Source organism: Sphingomonas ginsengisoli An et al. 2013, from assembly GCF_009363895.1.
Classification (GTDB): domain Bacteria; phylum Pseudomonadota; class Alphaproteobacteria; order Sphingomonadales; family Sphingomonadaceae; genus Sphingomicrobium; species Sphingomicrobium ginsengisoli.
The window spans coordinates 2,135,676-2,152,076 of the sequence record NZ_CP045434.1; the positions used below are offsets into that span (position 1 = coordinate 2,135,676).

19 protein-coding genes are annotated in these 16,401 nt (G+C 68.4%); 9 read left to right on the forward strand and 10 right to left on the reverse strand.

Annotated elements, in window-relative coordinates:
* The 6 genes from GCU42_RS10355 to GCU42_RS10380 all read right to left on the reverse strand — a co-directional run bounded on the left by GCU42_RS10355 (window position 1) and on the right by GCU42_RS10380 (window position 3,178).
* Window positions 1–522, reverse strand: coding sequence for a peroxiredoxin (locus GCU42_RS10355; RefSeq protein ID WP_114227436.1), 522 nt, complete (start codon window positions 520–522; stop codon window positions 1–3).
* A gap of 148 nt (window positions 523–670) precedes the next feature.
* Entirely contained in the window at window positions 671–970 is a 300-nt protein-coding gene (locus GCU42_RS10360) for a hypothetical protein (RefSeq protein ID WP_114227437.1), read from the reverse strand.
* 91 nt (window positions 971–1,061) lie between these two features.
* Entirely contained in the window at window positions 1,062–1,463 is a 402-nt protein-coding gene (locus GCU42_RS10365) for a hypothetical protein (protein ID WP_114227438.1), read from the reverse strand.
* 76 nt (window positions 1,464–1,539) lie between these two features.
* Window positions 1,540–1,722 carry a PspC domain-containing protein gene (locus tag GCU42_RS10370; protein ID WP_114227439.1) on the reverse strand — a complete coding sequence of 61 codons (183 nt, stop codon included), beginning with the start codon at window positions 1,720–1,722 and terminating at the stop codon, window positions 1,540–1,542.
* A gap of 309 nt (window positions 1,723–2,031) precedes the next feature.
* The gene (locus GCU42_RS10375) at window positions 2,032–2,889 is read right to left on the reverse strand and encodes an SDR family oxidoreductase (RefSeq protein ID WP_114227440.1); all 858 of its coding nucleotides are present in this window, start codon (window positions 2,887–2,889) and stop codon (window positions 2,032–2,034) included.
* A 31-nt stretch (window positions 2,890–2,920) separates the two neighbouring features.
* A complete protein-coding gene (locus tag GCU42_RS10380; protein ID WP_205214964.1) occupies window positions 2,921–3,178 on the reverse strand; it encodes a hypothetical protein in 258 nt (85 codons plus the stop codon).
* A gap of 123 nt (window positions 3,179–3,301) precedes the next feature.
* Between GCU42_RS10380 and GCU42_RS10385 the strand changes: the two genes are divergently transcribed.
* The 7 genes from GCU42_RS10385 to GCU42_RS10415 all read left to right on the forward strand — a co-directional run bounded on the left by GCU42_RS10385 (window position 3,302) and on the right by GCU42_RS10415 (window position 11,361).
* The gene (locus tag GCU42_RS10385; protein WP_114227441.1) at window positions 3,302–5,110 is read left to right on the forward strand and encodes an ABCB family ABC transporter ATP-binding protein/permease; all 1,809 of its coding nucleotides are present in this window, start codon (window positions 3,302–3,304) and stop codon (window positions 5,108–5,110) included.
* 96 nt (window positions 5,111–5,206) lie between these two features.
* On the forward strand, window positions 5,207–5,548 hold the full coding sequence (locus tag GCU42_RS10390) for a PilZ domain-containing protein (protein ID WP_114227442.1): 342 nt from the start codon (window positions 5,207–5,209) through the stop codon (window positions 5,546–5,548).
* Between the two features lie 99 nt (window positions 5,549–5,647).
* Window positions 5,648–7,819, forward strand: a complete 2,172-nt coding sequence (locus tag GCU42_RS10395) for a M3 family metallopeptidase (protein ID WP_114227443.1) — start codon at window positions 5,648–5,650, stop codon at window positions 7,817–7,819.
* Window positions 7,820–7,877: 58 nt separating this feature from the next.
* On the forward strand, window positions 7,878–9,638 hold the full coding sequence (gene recQ / locus GCU42_RS10400) for a DNA helicase RecQ (RefSeq protein WP_114227444.1): 1,761 nt from the start codon (window positions 7,878–7,880) through the stop codon (window positions 9,636–9,638).
* Entirely contained in the window at window positions 9,635–10,015 is a 381-nt protein-coding gene (locus tag GCU42_RS10405; RefSeq protein ID WP_114227445.1) for a hypothetical protein, read from the forward strand. Before recQ ends, GCU42_RS10405 begins: the two co-directional genes overlap by 4 nt.
* Before the next feature lie 9 nt (window positions 10,016–10,024).
* Window positions 10,025–10,951, forward strand: coding sequence for a sterol desaturase family protein (locus GCU42_RS10410; RefSeq protein WP_114227446.1), 927 nt, complete (start codon window positions 10,025–10,027; stop codon window positions 10,949–10,951).
* On the forward strand, window positions 10,948–11,361 hold the full coding sequence (locus GCU42_RS10415) for a protein tyrosine phosphatase family protein (RefSeq protein WP_240309421.1): 414 nt from the start codon (window positions 10,948–10,950) through the stop codon (window positions 11,359–11,361). The genes GCU42_RS10410 and GCU42_RS10415 overlap by 4 nt, the downstream gene beginning before the upstream one ends.
* A gap of 8 nt (window positions 11,362–11,369) precedes the next feature.
* Here the strand turns inward: GCU42_RS10415 and GCU42_RS10420 are convergent, their stop codons facing one another.
* The 4 genes from GCU42_RS10420 to GCU42_RS10435 are packed head-to-tail and all read right to left on the reverse strand — an operon-like array spanning window position 11,370 to window position 13,816.
* Window positions 11,370–11,591 (reverse strand): putative signal transducing protein, encoded by a 222-nt coding sequence (locus GCU42_RS10420; protein ID WP_114227448.1) that lies wholly within the window; start codon window positions 11,589–11,591, stop codon window positions 11,370–11,372.
* Between the two features lie 2 nt (window positions 11,592–11,593).
* Window positions 11,594–12,142 (reverse strand): DUF924 family protein, encoded by a 549-nt coding sequence (locus GCU42_RS10425; RefSeq protein WP_114227449.1) that lies wholly within the window; start codon window positions 12,140–12,142, stop codon window positions 11,594–11,596.
* A complete protein-coding gene (gene tldD, locus GCU42_RS10430; RefSeq protein WP_114227450.1) occupies window positions 12,139–13,566 on the reverse strand; it encodes a metalloprotease TldD in 1,428 nt (475 codons plus the stop codon). The genes GCU42_RS10425 and tldD overlap by 4 nt, the downstream gene beginning before the upstream one ends.
* A 49-nt stretch (window positions 13,567–13,615) precedes the next feature.
* Entirely contained in the window at window positions 13,616–13,816 is a 201-nt protein-coding gene (locus GCU42_RS10435) for a zinc-finger domain-containing protein (protein ID WP_114227451.1), read from the reverse strand.
* A 60-nt stretch (window positions 13,817–13,876) separates the two neighbouring features.
* On the opposite strand from GCU42_RS10435, the gene GCU42_RS10440 reads away from it, so the two are divergent.
* Window positions 13,877–14,794, forward strand: a complete 918-nt coding sequence (locus GCU42_RS10440; protein WP_114227452.1) for an ABC transporter ATP-binding protein — start codon at window positions 13,877–13,879, stop codon at window positions 14,792–14,794.
* Window positions 14,791–16,371 (forward strand): L-aspartate oxidase, encoded by a 1,581-nt coding sequence (gene nadB / locus GCU42_RS10445; protein WP_114227453.1) that lies wholly within the window; start codon window positions 14,791–14,793, stop codon window positions 16,369–16,371. Before GCU42_RS10440 ends, nadB begins: the two co-directional genes overlap by 4 nt.
* The last annotated feature ends 30 nt before the right edge of the window (window positions 16,372–16,401 follow it).

A 16,401-nucleotide genomic window follows, 5' to 3' on the forward strand; every position in this document is an offset into this window, starting at 1 on the left:
CTAGCGGGGCAGCGCCCGGACCGCCGCCAGCGTCTTGGCGACATGGTCCTTCCAGCTCAAATCCGAGTGGACGAAGGTGATCCGCCCGTCGCGGGCGATCACGTAGCTGGTGCGGTTGGTCATCGAGACCACCGGCAATTTGACGTCATAGGCCTTGATGACCTCGGGACTGGCGGTCGCGACCGGGAACTTGCCGCGGCAGGCCTCGGTGCTGAAGCGGCGCAGCGTCGGCAGATCATCGGCGCTCATCCCGATCACCCGCGCGCCGGCCTTCTGGAAATCGGCGGAGGCATCGCTGAACGCCTTGGCCTCGAAGGTGCAGCCCTCGGTAAAGGCCTTGGGGTAGAAATAGAGCACCACCGGGCCATGCTTGAGCTGGTCGGCAAGGTGGAGCTTGAAGTCCTTGCCGCCGAGCGCGCCCATGGTGGTGAAGTCGGGCGCCTTGGCACCGACGGGGAGCGACGCCGCGGCGGGGGCGCCGAGGCCGAGGGTGAGGGCGGCGGCGAACAGCAGACGGCGCATGGGCTTGCTCCTGGCGAAATGAGAGGTTGGCGCCCGTGCTAGGCCTCCGCGGAGCCCACGTCCACTCGTCCAAGGGCCAGGAGAAGCGGGCATAAAAAGAGGCGCCCACCCGAAGGTGAGCGCCTCGCCTGCGTGCTCTTTCGCGCAGTTACTTCTTCTGGGTGCTGTTGCCCGAGATGGTGTCGTCGGCGCTGTTGCCGTCGAGGTCCGCGCTGGTGCGGACGCGGTCGGCGCGCTCTTCGCCATTCTCGCGGACCATGTCCGCCTTGTTGTTGAGCGCGTCTTCGCGATTCTCGGTGGTGGCGTTGTCGGCCATGTCCTCGAGGTTGTCGGCGCGGGCTTCGGCGTTCGCCTCAATGTTGTCGGCGGTCTTTTCCTGCGGGGTGTTGTTGCAGGCGGCGAGCGAAAGCAGGCCGGCGGCGACCGCGAGGGCAGAAAGAGTCTTCATGAAAATATTCCCCTGTGTAGCGCTCGGTCCCCCTTCGAGACCGATGACGTTACCGAAGCGTTTCAATCGCCGAGGCGCGCGGTTGTTCCCGTCAGCGGGGCGGGCGGCAGCAGGCGAGCGCGGCGGCGCCGGTGGCGGCGTCCTGCTCGACCAGCGCCGACGTGCCCTTGCGGCGCATTGGCGCGGCGGCGCCCTGCAACTCGACATAAAGCTGCTGACCGGGGGCGGCTCGTACTTCGAGCGTGGCGTTGCGCTGGGCCGAAAAGGCGGGCCAGACCGCCTCGATGACGTGCTTGCCGGGGGCGAGGGCGAAGGAGAGCCGGCGCTTCTGGCCGAGCGTGCCGAACTCGTGATCGTCGATCACCAACGTCGGCGCGAAGAGGATGGGTTCGGCGTACGCGCGGTAGACGACCAGCGTCGCGGCGTTGGCCGGGAGGGCCGGCGGGGCGGCGGGTAGAGCAGCGGCGAACAGCAAGGCCGAGAGGATGGGCATGGTCCCTCCATCGATCGGCAATGGTCAGACTAGCGGCCGGGCCGGCGGTTGCAAGCCGGGGGCCGGCTGACCCGCCTCAGCGATCCGAGGCGAGCCAGGCAGCGGCGAGGTAGAGGATGATCGCGATCGGCCCGGTGACCAGCACCGCGAGGATCAGGCCGAGGCGGACGATCAGCGGATCGAGGCCGGTCGCATCGGCGATGCCCGCGCCGACCCCGAGGACCTTGGCGTCGCGGCGGTTGAGCAGGAACTTCTGCATGGATGCGCGCTCCGTTCAGGCGAGGTGGATCGGGCCGACGGCGGCCGAGACGAACAGCATGGCGGTGATGAACGCGCCGGCGAGGCTGACCGCGGTATTGCGGAAATTCGAGGTCGAGATGAACATGTGAAAGCTCCCTTGTTTGTCGTGGCGTCCGACTGCCGGGGCCACGAAGCTTTCAATGCAGAGAGCGTGCCAATTTCAAAAAGTCGTTTCTTTTCAAAGAGAGGCGAAAAAAGGGGCTCCCAGCACCGTGCGGGGAGCCCCATCGCTTGGCGGAATTTCCCAACGCCGCCGTGGTTGCTACACCTAACTGCTGGTCGTGTTGCCGCCGTCGGGGTGGATCACCTGGCCGGTCATGTAGGAGGAATCCTCGCAGGCGAGGAACAGGAAAGCGGGGGCGACCTCGTTGGGCTGGCCGGGGCGCTTCATCGGCGTGTCCTTGCCGAATTCGGGGATCTTCTCGGGCGGCTGGCCGCCGGACGGGTTGAGCGGGGTCCAGATCGGACCCGGGGCGACCCCGTTCACGCGGATGCCCTGCTCGACCAGATTGAGCGCGAGGCTGCGGGTGAAGGCGGTGATGGCGCCCTTGGTCGCACTATAGTCGAGCAGGATCGGCGCGCCCTTGTACATCGTCTCCGAGGTGCAGTTGACGATCGCCGCACCCGACTTGAGATGGGGCATCGCCGCCTGGGTGAGGAAGAACATCGAATAGATTTTCGACTGGAAGGTACGGCGGAGCTGCTCCTCCGAGATGTCTTCGATCTTCTCCTGGTGGTGCTGTTCGCCGGCGTTGTTGATGAGCACGTCGAGCCGGCCGAAGGCGTCGATCACCTGGTGGACGGCTTTCTCGCAGAAGCTCTTGTCACCGAGGTCGCCGGGGATGGTCAGCGCGCGGCGGCCTTCGGCGGCGACGATGTCGCGGGTCTTGGCCGCATCGTCATGCTCGTTGAGATAGATGATCGCGACGTCGGCGCCTTCGCGCGCGAACAAGGCGGCGACCGCGCGGCCGATGCCGCTGTCGCCGCCGGTGACGATCGCGACCTTGTCTTTCAGGCGGCCCGAGCCGGGGTAGCGCGGCTGCCACTCGGGTTTGGGCTCGAGCGCGCTTTCGTGACCGGGGAGATGGTCGTTGGGGTGGACTTCGGGCTGGAAGGTCTCGGCCATGGGATAAACTCCGTTCGGCCGAGCGGGGGGCTCAGCCGTTCGCGTGGTCAACGCTAAGCGGCGTGCTCCGCTCCAACCTTTGAGCCGCCGGAACGGTCGTCGCGCGGCGGCACTCGGCGACCACGGTGGGATAGTCGACGTCGGTGTTCTGGGTGAGCGCGGCGGCGGCGGCGGCGTCGCAGCTGGCGCGGCTTTCATAGCGGGTGGGCATGGTCGCGACCGGGGTGCAGGCGGCCGACGAGCCGTCGGCGCAGCCGAGGATGGCGATGACGTAAGCGATGGGCCCCATGATGCGAACTCACTGGCAAGCAATGACAAACTTGAAGGCATAACCGTCGATTAACGGCTCGGTTCCGTTCGTTTCGGGGGCGAACGATTGCGGTGAGGCAGCGCGGTGCCTACCTGTGGCACGATGGCGACAGCGGAAGAGACGACGACCCGCCCGGTGGCGGGGTTCAAGACGCTGTGGCGCTTCCTGCCGATGCTGTGGCCCAAGGGCGAGCGCGAGCTCAAGCTGCGCGTAGTGGTGGCGGTGGTGCTGGTGCTGGCCGGGCGCGGCGTGCTGTTCGCCATGCCCTTCACCTACAAGGCGATCATCGACCGGATGAGCGGGCCGGCGCAGGCGGTCGGGATCGTCTTCGCGCTGGTCGCCGCCTACACGCTGGCGCGGTTCGGCGGGGTGCTTAGCGACAATTTGCGCAACGCCGTGTTCGAGAAGGTCGGGCAGAGCGCGGCGCGGCGGCTGTCGGCGCGGGTGTTCCGCCATGTCCACAGCCTGTCGCTGCGCTTCCACCTCGAGCGGCGAACGGGGAGCCTGACCAAGATCGTCGAGCGGGGCACCAAGAGCATCGACATGATGCTCTATTTCCTGCTGTTCAACATCGCCCCGACGCTGATCGAGCTGGTTGCCACGAGCGTCATTTTCTACGTCAAATATGGGCTGGGCCTGGTGGCGGCGACGCTGGTGACGGTGGCGGTCTACATCGTCTTCACCCGGCGGGTGTCGGAATGGCGCAGCAAGCTCCAGCGCGAGATGAACGACGTCGACAACAAGGCGATCGGGCGCGCGGTCGACAGCCTGCTCAATTACGAGACGGTGAAATATTTCGGCGCCGAGGAGCGCGAGGCGCGCCGCTACGACGAGGCGATCGGGACCTTCACCCGCGCCGCGGTGCGCAACGAGGTGAGCCTGGCGTGGCTCAACATCGGGCAGAGCTTCATCACCAACGGGATGATGGCGGGCGCGATGGCGCTGACCGTGTGGGGGTGGAGCCAGGGCAAGTTCACCCCGGGCGACGTGGTGCTGGTCAACAGCCTGCTGCTGCAGCTGTTCCGCCCCTTGGACATGCTCGGCTGGGTCTATCGCTCGATCCGCCAGGGGCTGATCGACATGGAGGCGATGTTCGACCTGACCGACACCGCCGCCGAGGTGGTCGATGCGCCGGGCGCGGTGGCACTGAGCGTGCCGAACGGCGAGCTCCGCTTCGAGGACGTGCGGTTCGGCTACGACCCCGAGCGGACGATCCTCGAGGGCGTGAGCTTCAGGGTGCCGGCGGGGACTACGCTGGCGGTGGTCGGGCCGTCGGGGGCGGGCAAGTCGACGCTGGCGCGGCTGCTCTACCGTTTCTACGATCCCCAAGGCGGGCGCATCCTGATCGACGGGCAGGACATCGCCCAAGTGACGCAGGCGAGCCTGCGCGCGGCAATCGGGATCGTCCCGCAGGACACGGTGCTGTTCAACGACACCATCGGCTACAACATCGGCTACGGCCGCGACGGGGCGAGCCAGGCCGAGATCGAGGGCGCGGCCAAGGGGGCGGCGATCGATCGCTTCATCGCCGCCTTGCCTGACGGCTATGAAGCGATGGTCGGCGAGCGGGGCTTGAAGCTGTCGGGCGGCGAGAAGCAGCGGGTGGCGATCGCGCGGACGCTGCTCAAGGACCCGCCGATCCTGATCCTCGACGAGGCGACCAGCGCGCTCGACAGCCGGACCGAGGAAGCGATCCAGGACACGCTCGGCGACGTCGCGCGCAACCGCACCACGATCACCATCGCCCACCGGCTGTCGACCGTGGTCGGGGCCGACCAGATCGTGGTGCTCGACGCCGGGCGGGTGGCCGAGCGCGGGACGCACCAGGAACTGCTGCGGCGGCAGGGGCTCTATGCCGAGCTGTGGGCGCGGCAGGCGCAGGAGCGCGAGCTCGAGCAGGCGGCCGAATAGGCGCGCCGTGGTGAAGGCGCGGTTAGCGCTGTCTGCCCACCTTGCGTTGACCTTTGCGATCTTACCGCCGCGTCCGGGCGTGGGGCATCATGGAGTATGATGATGCACAGTTTCGGTAAGCGTGTTGATATTCCCGGCGGCAAGCGGCGGGAGAAACGCGAGCGCGTGACCCTTGCCGGGTCGGCCACCACGCTGGGCGGTTCCCGCTCGGTCGCGATCAGTGACCTTGGGCTGCACGGCGCCAAATTGTCGGGCCGCAGCCTGCCGCAGGACGGCAGGCAGATATTGCTCAAGGTCGGCGAGATCGAGGTGATGGGCGAGGTCGCCTGGTCCGGCGAGCATGATTGCGGGATGACCTTCGACGAGCCGCTCGACACGGCGGGAATCGCGGCGCTCAAGGACGAAGGCCGGCTCGGTATCGTCTACACCATCGTCTGAGCGCGACGGCGCCGCCCGCGCCGTTCATAATTCAGTGTTGCGAAAGGCGCGGGCGCGCTAGACCTCCGGCGACATTTTACAGGAGGAAACCGTAACCCTATGATCCGCAAGCTCCTTTTCGCGTCCGCCGCGATCGCCATCGTGCCCGCGTTGACCGCCGCTGCGCCCGCCAAGCGTCACCCCGCGACGATGTCGGCGTCGCTGCCCGCGTCCAACCCCTTCGCCAAGCCCAGCACGCTGCCGCTCCAGGCGCCCGATTTCGGCCGGATCAAGGACAGCGACTACCTCCCGGCGCTGATGGCCGGGATGGCGCAGCAGAAAGCCGAAGTGACCGCGATCGCCAACCAAAAGGCGGCGCCGACCTTCGACAATACGATCGTCGCGCTGGAGCGGTCGGGGCTGCTGCTCGAGCGGACCGGGCTCGCCTTTTCGGCGGTCAACGGGGCCAACACCAATGACACGCTGCAGGCGGTCGACACCAAGACCAGCCCGCTGTTCGCGCAGCATGGCGACTTCATCAATCTGAACGCCAAGCTGTTCGCGCGGGTCAAGGACCTGCACGACCGCGTTGGTTCGCTCGGGCTCAACGCCGAGCAGGCCAAGCTGCTCGACGTCTATTACAATCAGATGGTCCACGCTGGAGCGATGCTGTCGCCCGCCAAGCAGACCCAGCTCAAGGCGATGAACACCCGCCTCTCGAGCCTGCAGACGAGCTTCACCCAGAAGCTGCTCAATGCCGCCAAGGCCGGCGCGGTGCATGTCACCGACAAGGCCGAGCTGGCTGGCTTAAGCGAAGCGCAGATCGCGGCGGCGGCCGAGGCGGCCAAGGCGCGCCACCTGACCGGCTATGTGCTGCAGTTGCAGAACACGACCCAGCAGCCGTTGCTGTCGAGCCTGACCAACCATGCGACGCGCCAGAAGCTCTATGAGGCGAGCATCAATCGCGCCGAGCATGGCGATGCCAACGACACTCGCGCGCTGATCCTCGAGATCGCTAATTTGCGTGCGCAGAAGGCGGCGCTGTTCGGCTATCCGAACTGGGCGGATTATACGCTCTACGACCAGATGGCGAAGAACCGGCAGACCGCGGTCGGCTTCCTCGACCGGCTGGCCGCGCCGACCGCCGCCAAGCAGCGCCAGGAAGCCGCGGACATACGCGCGCTCGCCCAGAAGGAAGGCGCCACCGCCCCGGTCACCCCGGCCGACTGGACCTTCTATGCCGAGCAGATCCGCAAGCAGCGCTATGCGCTCGATAACGATCAGCTGAAGCCGTATTTCGAGATCAACCGGGTGCTGGAAAAGGGCGTCTTCTACGCCGCCAACCAGCTCTACGGGCTGACCTTCAAGAAGCGCACCGACCTGCCGACGTGGAATCCGGACATGGTCACCTATGAGGTGACCGACGCCAACGGCCAGCAGCTCGGGCTGATGTATTTCGACTTCTGGAAGCGCGACAACAAGAACGGCGGCGCGTGGATGTCGAACCTGGTCAACCAGAGCTATCTGCGCGGGACCAAGCCGGTCATCTACAACGTCGAGAACTTTACCAAGCCGGCGCCGGGCCAGCCCGCGCTGATCAGCTTCGACGACGTGACGACGATGTTCCACGAATTCGGCCATGCGCTGCACGGCCTGTTCGCGGCGCAGACCTATCCGACCATCTCGGGCACCAGCGTGGCGCGCGACTTCGTCGAGTTCCCGAGCCAGTTCAACGAGAATTGGGCGCTCGATCCCAAGGTGCTGCCGAATTACGCGGTGCACTATCAGACCGGGCAGGTGCTGCCGGCCGAGCTGATCGCCAAGATCAAGCAGGCGCGGACCTTCAACCAGGGCTATGACAATGGCGAGGTGCTCGAGGCGGCGCGGCTCGACCTCGACTGGCATTCGCTGGCGGCGAACGCGGGGATCAAGGACGTCGACCGGTTCGAGGCCGACGCGCTGGCCAAGAGCGGGTTCGATGTCACCGACGTGCCCCCGCGCTATCGGTCGAACTACTTCCTCCACATCTGGAGCAACGGCTATTCGGCGGGCTATTACGCTTACCCGTGGACCCGGATGCTCGGGCAGGACGCCTTCGCCTGGTTCGAGAGCCATGGCGGCCTGACCCGCGCCAACGGCCAGCGCTTCCGCGACATGGTGCTGAGCCGCGGCAACACGCTCGACTATGCCGCCATGTATCGCGGGTTCGCCGGGCGCGATCCGGACATCAATCCGTATCTGCAATATTACGGGCTGACCGGGACGACCCCGACCGCCGGCGGCGACAAGTAAGAAGAGACGGCGGCGCGGGCTTGCGGGCCCGCGCCGTTCGTTCGAGAGCAGTTCAGACGTGACCGACCCCCAGCAGCTGCTCAAATCCGTCTTCGGCTTCGATTCCTTCCGCGGGGTGCAGCGGCAGGTGGTCGATCGCGTTCTGGCGGGCGAGAACACGCTGGCGGTGATGCCGACCGGGGCGGGCAAGTCGCTCTGCTACCAATTGCCAGCGCTGGCGCGGCCTGGGATGGCGCTGGTCATCTCGCCGTTGATCGCGCTGATGCACGACCAGATCCGCTCGGCCGAGGCGCTGGGGATCAAGGCCGCGTCGCTGACCAGCGCCGACGACCGCCAGGCTGTGACCGAGCGCGCGTTGGGGGGCGACCTCGACCTGCTCTACGTCGCGCCCGAGCGGGCGACGACCGACCATTTCGGGCGGATGATCGAGCGGCTGGATCTCGCGCTGATCGCGATCGACGAGGCGCATTGCGTCAGCGAATGGGGGCACGACTTCCGCCCCGACTATCGGATGCTCAAGGGGCTGCTGAGCGCCTTTCCGGCGGTGCCGCGGCTGGCGCTGACCGCCACCGCCGACCGCCGCACGCGGGCCGACATATTAACCCAGCTCGGGATCGGCGAGGACGGGCTGATCGTCGCCGGCTTCGACCGGCCCAACATCCGCTACGTGATCCGCCCGCGCGAGCAGGCGACGCGGCAGCTCGACCAGTTGCTGCGCGAGCGGCCGGGACCGGCGATCGTCTACACGCCGAGCCGCGACAAGGCCGAGAAGACCGCCGCCGCGCTGAGCGGGAACGGGCGGCCGGCGCGCGCCTATCACGCCGGGCTCGACCCCCAGGTGCGCCAGCGCAACCAGCACGACTTCGTCGCCTCGGAAGAGATGGTGATGGCGGCGACGATCGCCTTCGGGATGGGGATCGACAAGCCCGACGTCAGGACCGTCGCGCACGTCTCCATCCCCAAGTCGATCGAGGCCTATTATCAGGAGACCGGGCGCGCCGGGCGCGACGGCGATCCCGCCGAGGCGTGGCTGTTCTGGTCGGCGGCGGACTTCGCGCTCGCCCGCCAGCGGCTCGAGGAGGAAGTGCCGGCCGACCGCCGCGAGGCCGAGCGCGAGCGCCTGAACGCGCTCGCCGCGCTGGTCGAGACGCCGGGGTGCCGGCGGGCGATCCTGCTCAGGCATTTTGGCGAGGACCCGCCCGAGCAGTGCGGCAATTGCGACAATTGCCTCGAGCCGCCGGCGCAGATCGAGGTGACCGAGCTGGCGCGCAAATTGCTGTCGGCCGCCTTCCGCACCGAGATGCGCTTCGGGGTCGGGCACCTCAATGACGTGCTGGCGGGCAAGGAGACCGACAAGGTTCATGCCAACGGGCACCACCGGCTGTCGGTGTTCGGGATCGCCACCGCCGAGGAGCTGCCGCTGGTCCGCCACGTCGCCCGCGCGCTGGTCGCGCGCGACGCGCTGCGGGCCGATGCTTATGGGGGGCTGAGCTTCGGGCCGGGGGCGCGGGCGATCCTCAAGGGTGAGGCGAGCGTCGCCATCGCGGTGCCGAAGGAAAGCAAGGGCCGGCGCCGGAGCCGCGGTGACGAGGGGCCGGCCGACCCGCTGTTCGACGCGTTGCGCGAGACCCGCCGCAGCCTCGCCGCCGCGCAGGGGGTGCCGCCCTACGTCGTCTTCCACGACAGCACGCTGCGCGAGATCGCGGCGGCCAGGCCGGCGAGCCTCGACCAGCTGGCGCGGGTGCAGGGGGTCGGGGCGGCCAAGCTCGAGCGCTATGGCGACGCGATGCTCGAGACGGTCGAGCGGTTCGCGGCGTGAAGGGGATGCTGCTGCTCGGCTCGCTGGTCGGGGTGGTGGTGCTGGCGGCGCTCGCCAAAGCGATGGGGCTGGGCCGGCGCGAGGCGCTGAGCGCGGACGAGGTCGCCGAGCGGCTGGGGCAGGAATATGGGCCGCTGGCGCTGCGGACGGTATTGGTCGGGCAGGACGGCAAGGCTGCGCTGGCCTTCGCGCATGACGGGCGGCTGTTTGCGGTCAAGGCGCACGGGGTCGATATGGCGAGCCGCGAATTGCAGCGGCCTTTGCTGGCGACCGAGGAAGGTGACACGCTGGTGATCGATCCGCGCGACCGCCCATTCGGCAAGGTGCGGCTGCGGCTGGGGCGCGCGCAACTCCCCAGCGTGCGCGCGATGCTGTAGAAGACGCCGATGCCCGACCTGCCCAACCCGGTCGACCTCGCCATCCCCGGCTTCATCGCGCTGGTGCTCGCCGAGATGGTGGTCGCCCGGCTGCGCGACCGGCGGCGTTACTGCCCGCGTGACACCATGACGTCACTCGGGCTGGGGTTCGGGAGCACGATCGCGGGGGCGCTGTCGCTCGGCGCCATCTATGCGGCGGCGAGCTGGCTGTGGCGGTTCCGGCTGCTCGACGTGCCGTGGACCTGGTGGGCATTCGTGCTGTGCTTCGTCGCCGACGATTTCCTCTACTATGTCTTCCACCGCGCGGCGCACCGGGTGCGGTGGTTCTGGGCGAGCCACGTCATCCACCATTCGAGCCAGCATTATAATCTGTCGACCGCGCTGCGGCAGACGTGGACCGGCTTCTTCAGTCTGGCGTTCGCCTTCCGCCTGCCGCTGTTCCTGATCGGCTTCCCGCCGGCGATGGTGTTCTTCTGCGCGGGGCTGAACCTCATCTACCAATTCTGGATCCACACCGAGGTGGTCGGGCGGCTGCCGCGCTGGGTGGAGGCGGTGATGAACACGCCGTCGCACCACCGCGTCCACCATGCGGTCAACCCGCGCTATCTCGACAAGAATTATGCGGGGGTGTTCATCGTCTGGGACCGCTGGCTCGGCACCTTCGAGCCCGAGCGCGCGGACGACCGGCCGCGCTACGGCATCGTCCACCAATTGGGGTCGTTCAACATCCTGTGGGCGGCGACTCACGAATGGGTCGGGATCGCCCGCGACCTGTGGCGCGCGCCGTGGGGCGCCAAGCTCGGCTATCTGGTGCGCGAGCCCGGGTGGAGCCACGACGGCAGCCGCGAGACGAGTGCGATGATCCGCGCCCGCTGGCGCCGCGCCGCCGAACCGCCTACGGGCGAGACACACGGCCACCCGGGGACCACGCCATGACCATGTTCAAGCAGCTTGACGAACATACGCTGGTCGCCGGGCAGTTGAGCCCCGCGCAGCTTGCCGAGGCCAAGGAGGCGGGGGTGACGCTGATCGTCAACAACCGCCCCGACAATGAGGACCCCGGCCAGCCGAGCAGCGCCGACATCGAGCAGGCGGCGCAGGCCGCCGGGCTCGCCTATCGCCATGTGCCGATCGACCGGGGCATGGGCCCGACCCATGTCGAGGCGATGCGCGAGGCGATGCACGCCGCGGGCGAGGGCAAGCTGCTCGCCTTCTGCCGCTCGGGGATGCGCTCGACGCTGGCCTGGGCGGTCGCCTGTCGCGAGGAAGGCGTGCCGCGCGACGAGGTCGAGGCCAAGGCGCAGGCGGCGGGGTTCAGCCTCGCCGCGGTCGACCACCTGCTCTAAGGCTCAGGTCACCAGTCAGGGCTGAGATCGTCCTCGGCGAGGATGTTGAGCGCGAGTGGGCCATCGCCCTTCGCGACCATCAGCCGAACCGGCATCAACCAGCCGACGCCCAAGTAGCGGTGCATCGCCTCGTCGAACAGCAAGGCGTCGATCCCCTCGCGCTCGAGCGTCAGCCGCGCGAGGTCGGCGCGGATCTGGTCGTGATAGCGGCCGATCTCGATCAGGCTCATCGCTAGAAAGGCTCGACATTGCCGGCCGCCCGTTCGGCGGCGGTCGGGGTGCGCCCGAGCGCGGCGTTGCGGTGGGGAAAGCGGCCGAAGCGGGCGATGACGTCATGGTGTCGCCGGGCGTAGTCGAGCCGCTCGGGATCGCCGAGCGCGGTGAACAGGCGGAGCGACTCCGCCTGATCGGCGAGCGACTCGCTGTGCTGGAACGGCATGTAGAGGAAGGTCCGCTCGTCGAGGGTCATGGCGCGGTCGTAGCCGAGCGCGATCGCGTCGCGGGCGATGGTGAGCGCGAGCGGGTCGGTGGCGAACTGCTCGGGCCGGTCGCGGTAGAGGTTGCGGGGCACCTGGTCGAACAGGATCACCGCGGCGAGCGCGCGGCGCGGGCTGGCGAGGAACGAGCCGGGCGGGCAGTCGCGCAAGGCGGCGCGGACCCGCTCGAAGCGGCGGCGGAGCTCGGCGTCGAGCGCATCGTCGCGCTTGAACCATAAGGCGGGATCGAGTCCGAACCAGAAGGCGAGCAGCCGCTCGCTCCAGTCCGGGCCGTCCAGGGTCAAGCGGCGGTGCCGCCCACGGTGAGGCCGTCAATCAGCAGGGTCGGCTGGCCGACGCCGGCGGGGACCGACTGGCCGCCCTTGCCGCAGATGCCGACGCCCTCGTCGAGTTCGAGGTCATTGCCGATGCCCTTGACCCGGGTCAGCACGGTCGGGCCGTCGCCGATCAGGGTCGCGCCCTTCAAGGGCTCGGCGAGCTTGCCGCCACGGATGCGATAGGCCTCGGTGCAGCTGAAGACGAACTTTCCGCTGGTGATGTCGACCTGGCCGCCGCCGAAGCTCTTGGCGTAGACGCCGTCCTTGACCCGGGCGAGCAGCTCGGCGGGATCGTCCTGGCCGCCGAGCATGAAGGTGTTGGTCATCCGCGGCATCGGCGCGTGGGCGAAGCTCTCGCGGCGGCCGTTGCCGGTCGGGGCGACCCCCATCAGGCGGGCGTTCAGGCGGTCCTGGAGATAGCCGACGAGGATTCCGTCCTCGATCAGCGTGTTGCGCTGGGTCGGGGTGCCCTCGTCGTCGATGGTGAGCGAGCCGCGCCGCTCGGCCATCGCGCCGTCGTCGACCACGGTGACGCCGGGGGCGGCGATCCGCTCGCCGAGGCGGCCGGAGAAGGTGCTGGTGCCCTTGCGGTTGAAGTCACCCTCGAGCGTGTGGCCGACCGCTTCGTGGAGCAGCACGCCGGGCCAGCCGGGACCGCAGACCACGGTCATCTCGCCCGCGGGGGCGTCGACCGCATCCAAGTTGGTGAGCGCCTGCTGGAGCGCGATGTCGATCGCGCGGTTCCAGGTCGCGGGCTCGAACAGGCGGTCGTAGAGGTAGCGGCCGCCGAGCCCGTGGAAGCCCATCTCGCGGCGGTCGCCCTGCTTGGCGACGATCGAGACGTTGAGGCGGACCAGCGGGCGGACGTCGGTGGCGACGAAACCGTCGGCGCGGACCACCTCGACCACGCTCCAGCTCCCCTGGAGGGCGACGCTGACCTGTGCGACGCGCGGATCGCGGGCGCGGGCGGCGGCGTCGATCTGCTGGCAGAGCTCGACCTTGCGCGCGAAGGGGATGAGGGTGAGCGGATCCTCGACGCCGTACATCGCCATGTTGGTGCGCGGCGGCGGGCCGGCGTGGGGGCCGGTGGCGGGGTCGAGCAGCTTCAGCGTCTGGGCGGCGCGCTCGATCGCGGCGGCGCTGATTTCATTGGCGTGGGCGAAGGCGGTGGTCTCGCCGGTCACGCCGCGCAGGCCGAAGCCGCCGCCGGTGTTGTAGTCGGCGGTCTTGAGGCGGCCATCGTCGAAGCCGAACGCCTCCGAGCTGCGATACTGGAGGTAGAGCTCGCCGTCGTCGCAGGCGCCAAGGTGGCGGGCGGCGAGCCGCTTGGCCTCGTCGGGGTCGAGCGCTTCGCGATAGAGGAAGCGGCGGGGGTCGAGCAGCGCGTTCATGGCGCACGATATAGGCGCGCCGCGGCGCGACGCCAGCCGGGACTTGGGGCTAGGCGGCGGCGTCCGGGTCGGCCGGGCCGCCCTTCAAGACGAAGCGGCGGTCGCAATAGCCGCACTCGACAAACCCCTTTTCGTCGATCCGCAGATAGACCCGCGGGTGGCCGAGCGCGGGGGCGATGTCGCCCGCGCCGTCGCACGACACGGCGTTGGTGGTGACGAGGATGGTCTCGGGAGGAGGAATGGCCGACATGGGCGCGGGGATTAGCCCCTTGCTTGCCAGCCTTCAATAAGCCGCTAGTGGCTGGTGGTTATGAGCGACGCGGCAATCCGGATCGAGGACCTCGGCAAGACCTATCAGGGCGGCAAGCGCGCGCTCGACGGGGTCAGCTTCGAGGTTCCGCGCGGGCAGATCTTCGGGCTGCTCGGCCCCAATGGCGCGGGCAAGTCGACGCTGATCAACATCCTCGCGGGACTGGTGGTCAAGACGTCGGGCAAGGTCGACATTTGGGGCTTCGACATCGACCAGCACCCGCGCAACGCCAAGCTGTCGATCGGGGTGGTGCCGCAGGAAATCCTGTTCGACCCCTTCTTCACCCCGCGCGAGGCGCTCGAGATCCAGGCGGGGCTGTACGGCATTCCCAAGAACGAGCGGCAGAGCGACGCGCTGCTGGCGGCGATGCGGTTGACCGACAAGGCCAATGCCTACAGCCGGACGCTGTCGGGGGGCATGAAGCGGCGGCTGCTGGTCGCAAAGGCGATGGTCCACTCGCCCCCGATCCTGGTGCTCGACGAGCCGACCGCCGGGGTCGACGTCGAGCTTCGCCAACAATTGTGGGATTACGTCCGCGAACTGCACGCCAAGGGCGTGACGATCGTGCTGACGACCCATTACCTCGAGGAAGCCGAGGAATTGTGCGACCGCATCGCGATCATCAACCACGGCCAGGTGATCGCCAATGAGCCGACCCGCGAGCTGGTCGGCCGCGCGCAGGAGAAGAAGGTCATCGTCACGGTCGACCGTGACGTCATGACGGCGCCCGAGGCGCCGTGCTTCGAGCAGATCGCGGTGTCGGGCGAGCGCCAGCTGACGATCACCTACCGCAAGGACAAGGTGAATGCGGGCGAGGTCCTGGGCGCGCTGGGGGCGCAGGGGCTCGGCATCGTCGACGTGGTGACGCGCGATCCGGATCTCGAGGATGTGTTCCTCAGCCTGGTGCGGCAGGGGTGAAGCAGGAGTTCGACGTTCTCGTCATCGGCTCGGGTGCCGCCGGGCTGACCGCGGCGCTCAACCTTGCCGAGCATTGCAAGGTGGCGGTGATCGCCAAGGGGGGGCTGAGCGAAGGGGCGACCGGGTGGGCGCAGGGCGGGATCGCCGCGGTGCTCGAGGAAGGCGACAGCTTCGACGCGCATGTCGAGGACACGATGATGGCCGGCGCGGGATTGAACGACCGCAAGGTGGTCGAGCATGTGGTGAGCCATGCGCCAGCGGCCATTGCCCGACTGATCGAGCTGGGCGTGCCCTTCGCGGAGGAAGGCGGCGCGCTGCACCTGACGCGCGAGGGCGGGCACAGCCACCGCCGCATCGTCCATGTCGCCGACGCCACCGGCTGGGCGGTGCAGCAGGCGCTCGAAAAGGCCGCCGCGGCGCAGCCCAACATCACGCTGGTGCCCGAGATGGTGGCGATCGACCTCGTCACCGGGCGCCATGCGACGCGCTTCTCGACCGACGGGACGGTGCACGGGCTCTACGCCTTCAACCGGCAGACGAAGAAGGTTGAGACGCTGCTGGCCCGGGCAACGGTGCTGGCGACCGGCGGGGCGGGGCGGACCTATCTCTACTCGACCGCGCCGCGGGGGGCGACCGGGGACGGCATCGCGATGGCGTGGCGCGCGGGCTGCCGCGTCTCCAACATGGAGATGATGCAGTTCCACCCGACCTGCCTCTACAACCTCACGGTCAAGAATTTCCTGATCACCGAGGCGGTGCGCGGCGAGGGCGGAATCCTCAAGCACCCGCAGACGGGGCACCGCTTCATGCCCGACTATGACGAGCGCGGTGAGTTGGCGCCGCGCGACGTCGTCGCCCGCGCGATCGACAGCGAGATCAAGCGCGACGGCCTCGACTTCGTCCACCTCGACATCAGCCACCGCGAGCCCGAGTTCGTGAAGGCGCACTTCCCCAACATCTACGAGAAACTGCTCGGGCTCGGCATCGACATCACCCGCGAGCCGATCCCGGTGGTGCCGGCGCAGCATTATACCTGCGGCGGGGTTGTGGTGGACATACACGGGCGGACCGACGCGCCGGGGCTCTATGCCGCGGGCGAGGTGACCGAGAGCGGGCTGCACGGCGCCAACCGGCTGGCGTCCAACTCGCTGCTCGAATGCCTGGTCTATGGCGAGGCGGCGGCGAAGGACATCCTCGCCCGGTGGGACGAGCTGCCCGCCGTGCCCGCGGTGCGCGACTGGGACGAGAGCCGGGTCAGCAACAGCGACGAGGAAGTCGTGATCGCCCAGACCTGGGGCGAGATCCGCCGTTTCATGTGGAATTATGTCGGCATCGTCCGCACCACCAAGCGGCTCGAGCGGGCCAAGCGGCGGGTCGACATGCTGCGGCAGGAGGTGTCGGACTATTACGGCAAGTTCCGGGTGACGCCCGACCTGATCGAGCTCAGGAACCTGGTCGAGGTCGCCGACCTCATCATCCGCTCGGCGCTCCGCCGCCACGAGAGCCGCGGGCTGCACTTCAACCTCGATTATCCGCGGTTGCTGGCGCACGCCAAGGACACGGTGTTGGTGCCGTAGGGCCGGCAGCGAATGTCGGCGATGAGTGGA